Source organism: Ekhidna sp., assembly GCF_963691765.1.
GTDB lineage: Bacteria > Bacteroidota > Bacteroidia > Cytophagales > Cyclobacteriaceae > Ekhidna.
The window spans coordinates 2,107,804-2,121,334 of sequence record NZ_OY829375.1 but is presented as its reverse complement, the minus strand read 5'-3'; the positions used below and the strand labels follow the sequence as shown (position 1 = coordinate 2,121,334).

General features: G+C 36.4%; 6 protein-coding genes. 3 read left to right on the top strand and 3 right to left on the bottom strand.

Going from position 1 to position 13,531, the window contains the following annotated elements:
* Nucleotide 1: 1 nt before the first annotated feature.
* Both ACY650_RS09675 and ACY650_RS09670 read right to left on the bottom strand, forming a co-directional pair.
* A complete protein-coding gene (locus tag ACY650_RS09675; RefSeq protein WP_462254168.1) occupies nucleotides 2-4,072 on the bottom strand; it encodes an OmpA family protein in 4,071 nt (1,356 codons plus the stop codon).
* Between the two features lie 16 nt (nucleotides 4,073-4,088).
* On the bottom strand, nucleotides 4,089-7,070 hold the full coding sequence (locus tag ACY650_RS09670) for a CHAT domain-containing protein (protein ID WP_462254166.1): 2,982 nt from the start codon (nucleotides 7,068-7,070) through the stop codon (nucleotides 4,089-4,091).
* Nucleotides 7,071-7,228: 158 nt separating this feature from the next.
* Here ACY650_RS09670 and cysS point away from each other — a divergent pair, with 158 nt between their 5' ends.
* From cysS to ACY650_RS09655, 3 genes are read left to right on the top strand one after another with little or no spacing between them, the layout of a single operon-like run.
* Entirely contained in the window at nucleotides 7,229-8,713 is a 1,485-nt protein-coding gene (cysS, locus tag ACY650_RS09665; RefSeq protein WP_462254164.1) for a cysteine--tRNA ligase, read from the top strand.
* On the top strand, nucleotides 8,710-10,587 hold the full coding sequence (locus ACY650_RS09660) for a transglutaminase-like domain-containing protein (RefSeq protein WP_462254162.1): 1,878 nt from the start codon (nucleotides 8,710-8,712) through the stop codon (nucleotides 10,585-10,587). Before cysS ends, ACY650_RS09660 begins: the two co-directional genes overlap by 4 nt.
* On the top strand, nucleotides 10,574-12,730 hold the full coding sequence (locus ACY650_RS09655; RefSeq protein WP_462254160.1) for a DUF3857 domain-containing protein: 2,157 nt from the start codon (nucleotides 10,574-10,576) through the stop codon (nucleotides 12,728-12,730). The genes ACY650_RS09660 and ACY650_RS09655 overlap by 14 nt, the downstream gene beginning before the upstream one ends.
* Here ACY650_RS09655 and mazG read toward each other — a convergent pair.
* A complete protein-coding gene (gene mazG, locus ACY650_RS09650) occupies nucleotides 12,727-13,521 on the bottom strand; it encodes a nucleoside triphosphate pyrophosphohydrolase (protein ID WP_462254158.1) in 795 nt (264 codons plus the stop codon). The two genes, ACY650_RS09655 and mazG, sit on opposite strands and share 4 nt — an antisense overlap.
* Between the last annotated feature and the right edge of the window lie 10 nt (nucleotides 13,522-13,531).

Genomic DNA, 13,531 nt, shown 5'->3' with positions numbered 1-13,531 from the left:
ATTAATTCTTAGGATAAATAATCAATCTTGTACCTGGCTCAAGTCTAGTTGAGCTAAGATCATTTTGCTCCATTATTAACTCTTCCGGTACATTAAATTTTTGCGAAACGATCTGAAGATTATCTCCCGGCTGTACCGTATAAATAAAGTCACTACCACTTTTTATATCAGCAGGTACAACTAAATTAAAGTCAGCTTCGATAGCACCATCTTTCTTAAGACGAATCGGTTGATATGCAGTCAATTCACTGGATCCAAGACCATTCAGTCTTCTAATTATGTCTCCAGAAACACCCATACTACCAGCAACTTTCGAAACCGTTGCTCCAGGTCTTATGATATAAAAATTACCGAATGATTCTCTTCTCTTACCAATGAGTCTTACATCAATTCTTCTATTGAGTTGTCGACCATATGGATTACCATTATCAGCAATTGGCTTTTCAGACCCATGCCATATCACAGAAATCTTAGATTGATCAATTCCATTTTGAATTAAATAGTCTCTAGCTGAATAGCCACGATCCTTACTTAATATTAAGTTGAGTTCTGCTCCTCCAGTATCATCGGTGTGTGATTCAATCTCAATTTTCTGACCGCCACCCCGATATGCAGCAATTACCTCATCCAACAAGATTTTAACTTCTGGTCTAAGGTCTGAAGATCCTACATTAAAGAATGCACGTGTTGCGCTTGTGAAAATTCCTGCTTCTTTTTCTATTCTTCCCTCAACATTAAAATCTTCTAACACTACTGATTCAGACGCATTACCCTTTTTGAATGTAAGGTCATACTTGGCCGGAGAAACTTTGAACTCAAATTCGCCTACTCTATTCGTATATCCCTCAATTACAGTTTTTGTGTTGTCAAATTCAATTAATGTGATTGCATAAGAAGAAAGTGGTGTGCCAGAATTGGCACCTACAAGCTTACCTGTAATTGTGATTTCATCATATCCATCAATTTTATCAATTGGTAGAGCAATCTTAATTTCATCAAGTTCTTCTGACGCAAGAATATCTTCTGCACCTAGGAGCTTTTTGCTTCCAGAATCAGCTTCCATATTAGTACTTGCAGCAAGTGCTATTATATCTACCGGTGCTTCATCCACATCTTTTGCATCAATTGAAATATTCTCCGTAAGAATTCGATCATTGTTGAATCTGAACTTTTTGATTCGTTCTAAAAGTTGATTCTCGCTAGTACTCAAAGACCCTCGCACTCGGGCGTCTCCTTCAGGAAGAACATAACGACCATTTCTTTTTGGAAGCCCTTTATCTAAGATTACTCTATTGATAAAAGCTTTTCTATCCTGTGCCAGATTATTGTAATATGTGAATGCATTTCGAACTAAGGATTCTTCACCACTTTTTAGTTCATCACCTGAGACCATTTTTGCTAGCGCAGCAATATGAACTTTCTCTCTTCCTGTAAGCTCAGTCAGTTTTTGTTGATCACTAAGCTTAACTGTTCTATCAGAGTACTCGCTGACGATATAGTCCAACGCAATAATGTTATCAATTGCACTCCTTTTACCTTCACTTAATGCTTCATATTGACTGATATCTGTGTTTGTAAGTCGAGCACTTGGGTCAGCGCCATCAACAGATTCGCCTGCTCTAGTTATTACTTTAGGAGTAGTATCAAAGAAAATAGGCTTGGCTTCATTCAAGTATGAATCATAAGCAGTTTTTACAAATCGTTCAACTGCTCCTTTTTGAAGTTCATTCAATTCAGGCTTCATTTCAAGCAATCTATTCACAGTTTCTTCTGGTGTATCACTTAGAGCAGCTTGAAGCTCAGACTGTGAGAAAGTAGTTTCCGTTAAGTAAATACTTGAGTTTGCAAGATTCGATATTTGTTTCAAAAGTAGCTTATCTAGCCTACTTTGATCCTTGGAGTTCTTGTTGTTATAAACATCTAAATCTGAGTTGCTTACATTTTGATCAAAATTGGTAAGATCAGAAGTCATGAATGTAGTTGCAATCGACTTCAACTTCTCTTTATCCTCTTCATTAAGTGACTCATAAAAATCACGGTCTTCTTTGAGCAGTCGATACTTCTCTTCGTTGCTCAACCCAATAAGTCGTTCTCTAATAGCAGCATTTACATCATCAACAGCATCTTGATTATCTCTCATAAATACCTTTTCTGATAATGAGAGAGAGATATTGCCCAAGTTACGCTTCTCTTTAAGATACTTGATGGCAATTCCGTCCAAGCTTTTTTGTTCCTTGGTGTCAAATGAGTTGTAGGTAGGGGTAGCAGGCTGAAATTTTTCCGCATTTTTTAAGCGATCTGAAATTAAAATATCAATCTTCTCTCTTTCATCCGAGCTCACACCACTGTAAAAGTCGAATACATCATCCTCCAAATTCACACTGTTGCCCATCCCTTGTTGTTCCAAGTAAGAAGAAACAATATTGTCAACCTTTCTCCTTTTGTCAGAGCTGAGTTGCTGATAATAGTAGTCATCTTCAGTTCTGATAGACCGAATCATATTGCTAGTCATTTTTCTAACCCTAGCATTAACAATTTTGTCTATACGTTCTTTATCATCTTCACTTAGTGATTTGTATACAGCTAACTGTCTCTCAGTTAATATAAGATCCACCTCAGACACAGATGAAGAGAGCATTCTTGAAATAATTTGATTGATTATTTCAGTCTCACTACTATCAAAATTGTAATCATCTGTAAACAAAGAATTTCGTCCCGCTATGGTCCCTTCAGTAGAAACCTCAGATATTATTTCACTCTTCGAACGGACATTAAATCCATAGATATCATATTTCCCTGGCCCTTCATCTCGATTTGAGGACAAGTATCCTTTGGTCTTGCCCATGAAGAAGAAGATGTCATCTTTATAAGAATTGAAAGGTATTCCTGCATTATAAATTTCTGCGTTTTCAAACTTAGTTCCTCTCGCTATGTAAATATCGAAGCCTCCGAAACCTCTGTGCCCATTGGATGCAAAAAACAGCACTCTCTCATTCAAGTCATAAAATGGAGAAACTTCATTGAATGGAGTATTAATCTGGTCACCTAAGTGAATTGGAGGACCCCAATTGTCTCCTCCAGCGTTGATGCTCATGTACAGATCTAGTTGCCCTAAGCCACCTTCTCTGTCAGATGCATAAAAAAGCGTATCACCTCCAGGTGTAAGATTTGGATGCTTAGAGTTAAATCCATACTCATTGATGTTAAAGTTTAGCGCTTTTGGTTCCGTCCATCTTCCACCCACTAATTCAGACATGTAGATGTGGCAAACGTCTCCTAAATCTTCATCACAATTGGTGTAATAGAATTTGTTTCGATCCCTATTGAAAGAACCTGAACCATCTCCATATTTAGTATTTATGACCTTTTCAAATCTGTCACCCGCGTCTAGTTCTTTCCAAACTCCATTTTCTTGAGTAAACCTGAATAAATCGGCAAAGGACTCTCCATATTGATTGTCTACTAAGCTTCCTTTACCACTGCTCCTTGCACTAGTCAGACAAACAATTTCATCTGATCCAATACTAAAAGCCGCATAGTCATTGTACTCTGAGTTTAGCGGAGCCATCAATGGTGCAAACTTATGATCAGGGTGAACCAATGTAATTTGATTTAAAGCCAATTGGCATCCATCAATCTCTATTTTAGCTTGCTTATAGAATGATCTGTATTTATCGCTTTCATGCAGTTCGTTAGCAACCAAAAATTTCCTGAAGGACTTAAAATTTTGAAGCGACTGATCATAGCGACCTTTCAGCTTTTGCATCGTTGCATAGTAGAATCCTGCTAAAGGATACCTAGCGTCTTGTGTTGATCCTATTGCTTCATAGTGATATTCGGCACTTTCATAGTCTTGTGTCAGTCTATAGCACTCAGCCAATTGGTATTGAGCTTTGATATTAGATGGGCTCTCGGATAATGCCTCCTTGTAATACCTGATTGCACTTATATACTGCGCATTTTTGAAATAATCATCACCTACTGTGATGAGATTTCGGACCATAATTTTATTTTCCTGTCCAGATGCAATTACTGCAAATAGAAATCCGAGTAGAAAAAAATACTTCCTCATAACTTCAAATTTTTTTTTATCCATTTCCTGTTAAAATAAAAGCACCCCATATTTTTGGATCACTGTATTTCTCTCTCATTTTTAGCTGAGCATATTTCAGTGACTCCATTACTTTGTTGGTTTCATTTAGTTTTTGATAAAACAAGATCATTAATTCACTTGATATTTTATCATCAATTCTCATTAGACTAGTAATTATATTTCTTGCTCCTGCTACTGTAAAAGCACGTTGCAAGCCATATATTCCTTCGTTATTTTCGGCTAAATCAGACCCGAATTCACAAGACGGTAAAACGACAAGCTGAGTTTTACTCAGGTCTAAGTTCATTGCCTCATAAGTTGTTAAGATTCCGTCATTTTCGGGTATCGTGCGGATTCCGCGCATGTATCTAGCAAATGTTTCCGACGCTCCAGCAAGATAAATTCCTGATCTAAAAAGTGGATTATCTATCGGGCTATGATTTGCTATAAAATTGCTTTGATCATTGAAAAAAGCATGGGAATCAATATGCAATACGGTTGGATTATATGCTGACCTTATTTTCAGCTCATTGGCATTATCCTTGAGATGAGACTTCACGTGCCAATCTTCGCTCAATACCGTTTGTATACCGCGAATTTCTGATTCTGATTCAGGCATATCCTCCAAGTTTAACCTATCGTCACTTTCATTCTGATTGTATAGAGGATTTCCAAACAGATACGATTTTCTATTGAAAATTTCCACTTCTGGTCTAAACAGGTCTTTAGATGCTGTAAGATAGGTCACGAAATACTTATCAATAAGATTCTTATTGGTTGGAGTTGTGAGAGCATTGGGGTTGACTTGATAAAATATACCGTCAGGAATAACACGAACTACATTAACATCACCAAGCTTTTGGTCAATCGGATTCCAAAACAGGTTATAGGTCACATTCTGTTCTTGGCCATTAATGATTGCATTTTTTAGCCTCGATGAATGATCCAATTCAGTTTCTTCTTCAGACCCAAGCATGACAAAACTCGGTTCATCTTGGCCATGCTGAAAAATGATTGCCAGATATCTTGTATTATCCGTAAAGCCAAATAGTGTCTCAACGGTTTGTGTTAGTGATTTAAACTCTCTAATTCGAACCAACTTAATAATAGCCTCACCAGGCTTCACAAAAGCTTGAACACTTTTCCAATCCTTATCAACCTTATGAAGTGTCTCTTCGAAATTTGCAAGCTTAGATTCAAGGTCCTTTTCAAGTCTATCTACTCTTGATTCTTCAAATTCAAGATTAATGTTCTGCTGAGCTAGTTCTTGTACCCCCATTTGGTAATAGCTAGCTAATAATCTTTTATCTGATTGCCATTTCCTGTATTTCGCTTTCAAATCAAGGTCACTGCTTGAGTCTACATGCTCTTGAATATTTTGAGACGGATTAAATAAGAATCCCTTTGTCTTAATTTGGAAATCAAAAATTTGCTTTACTAATTCAGGATTCTCACTTAGTAGTTGGGATGCTACATAATTGTATCTATCAATATTGGATTTAATCCTATTGAAGAAGATCGCTCGTTCTTTCTCATTCATTATTGGAAACAGGGTTCCAATTTGCCCAATTTGAATTTCAATGGATTTTCTAAAGAAATTTTCTGCTTCTTCTGTATTGCTCACTGCTAAACTATGCATGCCCATGTATTCTAAAGCACTTGCATATCCTGGATGGTTAACACCTAGAACTCTTTCTCTAATCTCTACTGCTTCTCTGTAGAACCTATCCGCTTCTTGTTCCCTACCCAGCGAGCTAAATAGTACACCTACATTTATAAGAGTCGTAGCATAATTTGGGTGATTCTTCCCATAGATTCTTTCATCTATTTCGAGAACTTCCATGTAGTATTTCTCAGCCTGAGCATTGTTTCCAAGCTTGCGTTCTACTCTTGCAAGATTATTTAAGGTATTGGCATAGTATGGGTGAGTCGTACCAAACTTTACTTTGTAGGTTGCCAATGCATCAACGAACAAATCACGAGCTCCGACAACATCTCCAGACTCCAATGCAAGTGTTCCTAGATTATTCTTAGCTGTAGCGTAAAACGGGTGATCAGTGCCAACATTTTCTTCACTCTCACTAATAACTTCTTGGAACATTTGACTAGCCTTTCGTACTTCCCCCAGTCTGTGATACATAATTCCCAAGTCATTTAATGTCTCAATGATTAAGATGTCTGCTTCATCTGGAATACTTCGTTTCAGTGCTAATACTTGAAGTAGTGTACTTTCTGCTTCAGAAAAACGGCCCATACGTTCATAGAAAAGAGCCAAATGCTCTAAAGACTCTGCTCTTTCTACTGCATACTGATCCCCTAAGGACTCATATATGGTAGAACTTAAGTTTATGAACTTCTCTCCTTCAGTAGGATCTCCTGTCAAAATCAAAATTCTGCCTTTATGCATGCTTATTTCAGCAAAATCTGGTGATAAATCATTTCCACTTGCAACAAGCTGATCATAGCAGTTATTGTAGATACTAAGCGCAAGGGTGTAGGATCCGGCTTCTTCATATAAGAGAGCTAACTTTGCTCTAGCAATCCAAAAGTCAGTTTTAGGTCCTGGCAACTCTCCCAGAATATCCAGTGACTTCTGTATGTATCTCTTAGCAAGATCAAATTCAACCTGATCAGTATATAATATCCCCATATTAAGAAGTGCCATTGCATAATCTTTTTGATTAGGAATGCCTGCTTCTTCATGATATAGAATTGCAAGGTTTAGATTTCTTTCTGCTTCAAACGCATCAAGTAAGTTGAAATTAAGAAACCCTAGATTGTTGTAGATTTTTGCACGTTGGTGATAGGTGAGATCATCCACATAATTTTTAATTATATAATTAAAATTATTGGTGGCTTGCTCCCAATGATTTTGCTCCAAGTTTTCTTCAGCTTGGGCAATCAGATTATCAATGTTTTGCCCTAGACAAACATTAACAATCAATGAAAAAATTATACAGGCGGGTAAATTTCTCATCGTGGTGATTAATCTTCTGCTAACCTAATCATTTAATAATCAAATGATAAAAACGGAATTGAAGTAAAGAAAGATTTTTTTGTAGTTAAAAAGGATTCATCAACCTAGGCATTAAATTTTCGATAAATAGCTTTCTTTGCGACACATAATACATGCTCATGATAGGAAAATTGAAGGTTTTTAATTCGATCACTCGACAGAAGGAGGAATTCAAGGCATTAAACCCTCCGCACGTGGGTATGTATGTATGCGGACCAACGGTATATAGCAATGTTCACCTTGGAAATGTTCGTACTTTCTTAAGCTTCGATGTTGTTTATCGTTATCTCCAATTTATAGGTTATAAAGTCAGATATGTTCGTAACATAACGGATGTGGGACACCTATCAGATACTGGTGAAGATAAGATATCTAAGAAAGCAAAGCTGGACCAACTTGAGCCAATGGAGATCGTACAGCTGTATGCTAATGACTTCCATGATGTAATGTTGGCTTTTAATGCCATACCACCAGATATTGAACCATCCGCTATTGGGCATCTGATGGAACAAGTAGAGATGACTCAAAAGTTGATTGAAAATGGATACGCTTATGAGTCCAATGGGTCTGTATATTTTGATGTTGAAAAATTTCACAAGGAAAATGACAATTCTTATGGAATACTTAGTGGAAGAAAGATTGAAGACTTATTGACTGAGACACGTGATCTTGATGGAGGTAGTGATAAGCGAAGCCCACTTGATTTTGCTTTATGGAAAAAAGCAGCTCCTGAGCATATTATGAGATGGAAAACTGAATGGAGTGACGGATTTCCTGGATGGCACCTGGAATGTTCTGTAATGAGCACCAAGTATTTAGGGGAGGAATTCGACATTCATGGTGGTGGTATGGATTTAAAATTTCCGCATCACGAATGTGAAATTGCTCAAAATGTGGGGACTCATGGTCATGGAGGAGCCAAATATTGGCTGCATACCAATATGCTTACTGTTAATGGTCAAAAAATGAGTAAATCGTTAGGTAACTCATTTTTACCTCGAGAATTAATGAGTGGTGATCATGAATTGCTGGACAGAGGCTATAGTCCAATGACTATTCGGTTTTTTATGATGCAGTCTCATTATGCTAGCACTCTTGATTTTTCCAACGAAGCATTAGAAGCAGCTAGAAAAGGATACGTCCGGCTGGCCAATGGGATGCGAATCATAGAGGAAATGGAATGGAAAGACGATGGCGCGCAATTGAACGATAAGCAAGTAGAGCAAATTGGCAAGATGCTTGACAACCTCTACTATTCAATGAACGATGATTTCAATACAGCTTTAACAATAGGACACTTATTTAATCTGGTTAAGAAGATAAACTCATTGAATACTGGCCAGTTGAAATTCGGAGAAATTGGCAAAGAGTTGTTTACTAAAATGAAGGACACCTTCCTTGGATTTGCTAAGGATGTCTTGGGTCTAAAGGTTGAGGGAGATGTAGACTATCAAAAACTTATAGAAACCATTTTAGGTGAGTATAAAGACGCAAAATTTAATCGGGATTTTGATCGAGTAGATAAGTTGCGCGCCGAACTAAAGTCCGAAGGAATTGTAGTAAAAGACATGAAGGACAAAATTGAATGGGCATTTGAGGAATGATTAGAAAATTAGCAATCCTTCTATCAATTTTTATTTCATCATGGACAATGTCTCAAAGTCTTGAAAGAAAATATCAAGACTCTGAAGTAGGGTTCAAAGAATTTTCTTCCACCTACGAATACTATTGGGACGAAACAGAAGAGAAAATAAGAGTTAAGCAAACAGATGAAGTTGAACTGATTGCTCTAAAAACCAATGTAAGTTTTACATGGCCAATTTTCTATAATGATCAAATCGAACTATCAGATATTGATCTCAGGAACAAGTATGGTCGTAAGTACAGAGGTCAGAAAATATGTGGACATGTCGAACAAAGTGGAATATTCTACTCTGATGCTAAAGTTTGTACTTATACAGTTGACTTTAATGTTAAAAATGAATCTGTAAAACTTACTAGTGAGAGGATATATAAAGACCCAAGATACTTTACCAAAGTAAACCTTCCGTTCATCTTGCCTGGACAAACCAGAAAAGTGAAAGTCATATGGCCTGATTGGATTGATGTTGAGCTTCTTACTTTCCATTTCGAAGGACAAAATATTGAAGTTACTGACTTAGATATTCAAGGAAAAAAGGGTATTGAATATACTTGGGAATGGCCTTCAAAACTAGAAAATGAGGAACGAACACCTTCAACATCATTCTATTCTCCTCATTTAATCGCTTTAACAAAAGCTTTCTCACATCCTGCAAATGGTGAGAGAATTGAGTTAATAAATGATTTAGATGGATTGTACAGTTGGTATAAAATTCTAGTCTCAAATGTTAATAACAATAATGAGAGCCTGGAATCAACAGTTTCTAAACTGGTAGAAGGTAAAAATCCAGAAGATCAAATTAAGAGCATTTATTATTGGGTACAAGACAATATTAAGTACATCGCATTTGAAGATGGAATAATGGGTTTCCAGCCAGAAGATGCTCACATAGTATTTGAAAAAAAGTACGGTGACTGTAAAGGGATGGCAAATTTGCTGAAGGCCATGCTCAAAATAGCTGGATTTGATGCACGATTAAGCTGGCTAGGCACAAATCATCTTCCTTATTCTTATGAAATCCCTTCCTTGATTGTCGATAATCATATGATCTGCTCAGTAATCCAGGATGGCAATGCCATATATCTAGACGCAACAGCTAAGTATGCGCCTTTAAATTATACACCTGGTCATATACAAGGAAAGGAGATTCTAATCGAGGATGGAGAAGGTTACTTTATTAATAAAATTCCAATTGCATCTAGTGATCAGAATCTTGAAATGATAAATCTAGAGATGACAGTTTTAAACGGTAAACTAGTGAGTATAGGAAAACTTAATTTAACCGGTGATTCACAACAACTGTTTTTATATCTCTATAATAATTTACCAAATTCCACAAAGGAGAGATTTGTGATGAGCTATGTTAGTCAATCTGGTAGTTCTCAAGATTTTAGATATAAGCTTAATATGTTAAGTAGGGATAGTACCATTGTAATTGACATTTTCAATGAATCTGATCATTTATTAAATGAATTTGGAGATGAAATGTATGTTCAGATGGATTTAAGAAATGAATTGTCAGAAGATAAAATAGCTTCGAACAGGAAGTCCCCTTTTGCCTTTCAAAATAGAAGACATATACAATCAGTTACTTACCTAGAGATACCGGAAGGCTATGAAGTTTCATATTTACCTGATCCGTTGACTATTAATACATCCAATTATGCATTTTCGCTCAGTTATCAACTAATCGATGGTAAGGTTATGTATGAAAAGAAGCTAGATATTAAAGATCTTATTATTCGTCCTGATCTTTTTGAATCTTGGAATCAAGCCATCGAACAGCTAAATGAATTTTACGAAAGCCCAATAGTTCTCACCTATGCAGAAAATTAAATTAGCTTTTTTTCATATTCTCTTGACTATTGCGTCTATTGCTATTGCCCAAGAATCATTTTCAAAGAATGATATAAGAGTAGCCATGTGGGGTCAACCCAATAAAGAGTTCAGTACTACTCAAATTCCTGAAAAGTGGGCTTCAGAAGATGCGGTAATAATAGCATCATTCGAAGAAAGAAGCTATCAAAAGCCACCAATTAGCGCCTTCCTATACGAACAAAATGCTATTCACGTTCGAGTAAAAATTTTGAGTAATTCTGCACTTGCAGATTACAGTCAATTTGAATTTAAAAAGAACACCTATTTTAGAGGAACCTCACTTGAAACCTATGTCGGCTTTAAAATCATTAAACCCGATGGGCGCGCAATAATAATAGATGAAAACGAAGCTGTTGAAGAAGATTTGGAGCTAAACAGCTCTACTAAACTTACTACTCTTAAGCTTGCAATACCAAATCTAGAAGTTGGAGATATTATTGATTACTACATCGTAGAAAAATATAAATTTCCAACTACGAAGTATCACACTTTTGATCCTGCAATCTTTCTACTGAGGGAAAAATATCCCCTGATGTACGGGAAGATTAGGTTCAAAGTACTTCGAAGGTGTTACATTAATTTGAAAACCTATAACGGAGCACCAAACTTTACAAAGCTTAACGATGGGGATAATGATATTTATGAATTGGAATATCGTGATCAAGATAAGGTTGATCCCGTACCCTACTTCTATCCTTACCGCAGTTTACCTACCATAAAATTTAAGGTTACCTATGCCTCACCAGGGATTGTTCATCAGGCTCCTAACCTTTTGAAAAAATCACATCCAGGCCATCTAAATACCTCTGTTAGCGAAAAAGATATTTCAAACTACCTGAGATCCTTGATGAGCAATATTTATGGAATAGGGAATCTCCAAAAGTACATGAAAGCAAACTACAAAGGAGAGAAAGATAAAATCGTATTAGTAAAAGAGGCATTTTACCATCAAAGACATATGCTATCTGTCCAATTTCAAGAAAATTGGACCATTAGAGGAAACTCCTCTTACATCGCTCTTAGGAGGGCTCCAATGATAAAAAGTTTAAGCTCATATTTTAAGAAGGCTAATATCCCTCACTCCTTTATTGTAGGAGTTCCAGCTCAAATTGGTACGGTAAACAACATTATTATTGAAGAAGAAATGCTTTTGGGGATCCGTGCAAACACAAATCCACCTATATACATTACTTCATTTACGACTCACTCACTAGTTAACGAGCTTGATGAGAATTTTGATGGAGCATCAGTACTTATAAGTAGCAATGTAAACGACATAGGGCCCTTAACTTTCGAAAGTAAAAAATTACCTCAAAGCCCTTTTGATCGCAATGAAATATTTACCATAAATGATGCTACTGTAGATTTAGAATCAATGAAATCAAGAATTTCGATCACAAAATCTTTTTCAGGTCTTACAAGATTTGATGAGCAAAGAAATTTAATGGATGCATTTGATTTTGTAGATGAGGAAAGAGATAAATATGACTTAAAGTCATTTTTAGAAGATCTTTCAAAAATTGAAGAGAAGGAGACAAGAAATCTTTTAAGAGAATATATGAGAAGCAGAGAGGAAAAGTTAAATGAAAAACTATTAGAAAAGACCAAGGCCAATCTAGATATTGACATTGATACAGTCCACTCATTTAGAATCTTTAAGACTGGTAGAAATCAAAAGAATCCAGAGTTCCAATATGACTATGTCGCCGAAACAGATGACCTCTTAAAAAAAGTAGGCAATAATTACTTATTGAGTATTGGGAGTCTAATTGAAAAGCAGCAAGTGGTAGAGAATGAATACAAAGAGGATAGAACCTTTGACATTTACATGAACTATCCTAGAAAGTTTCATAATCAGGTCTCACTTATCATTCCGGAAGGTTACACCATTAAAGGGTTGGACAAATTGAATGTTAATGTTCAAAATGAAACTGGCGGATTTATTTCTGTAGCATCAATAGAGGAGAATAAACTTATTATAAATGCTATGAAATATTATCGCAACTCATTTGAACCTGCAGAAAATTGGGGGAAACTTTTAGCGTTTATTACCACTGCAGACGACTTCAATGATGTGCAGGTTCTACTAAAGAAAAATTAAATTCTTTTCGCCTTTTCCCAATATTCATCCATTTCCTGGAGCGTCATTTCGCCAATGCTCTTACCATCTTTCTTAGACTCAGATTCTAAGAATTGGAATCGCTTGATAAATTTCCTATTTGTACGCTCTAGTGCTTCCTCAGGATTGATTTCAACAAATCTGGCATAATTGATAAGTGAGAATAATAGATCACCGAACTCTGACGCTTGCAATTCCTTTTCTGATTCTGCTTCGAACTCACGCATCTCTTCTTGCACTTTTTCCCAAACTTGTTCCTGATTATCCCAATCAAAACCTACACCCCGCGCCTTTTCTTGAATTCGCATCGCCTTAACCAATGCAGGCAGTGATTTTGGAACTCCACCCAATACCGACTGATTACCCTTTTCCTTAAGCTTTATTTTTTCCCAATTCGCTTTCACCGTTTCTTCATCCTCGGCATTTACATCTCCATAAATATGAGGATGGCGTCTTACCAGTTTATCACATACTGAGTTCAATACGTCAGCAACGTCAAAGGATTTTTTTTCATCACCAATGCGCGAGTAGAAGACCATATGGAGCATTAGATCTCCCAATTCCTTTTTTACTTCTTCTAAGTCATTTTCGATAATTGCATCGGATAGCTCGTATGTTTCTTCGATAGTTAAATGCCTTAGCGTCTCCATGGTTTGTTTCTTATCCCATGGACAATTCTCACGGAGCTCGTCCATAATCGTCAATAACCTATCAAAAGCATCAAGCTTGGCTTGTCTATTAAGATCTGGAGTAGAAAGTGATTTTTTTGACATAGGAATGGAA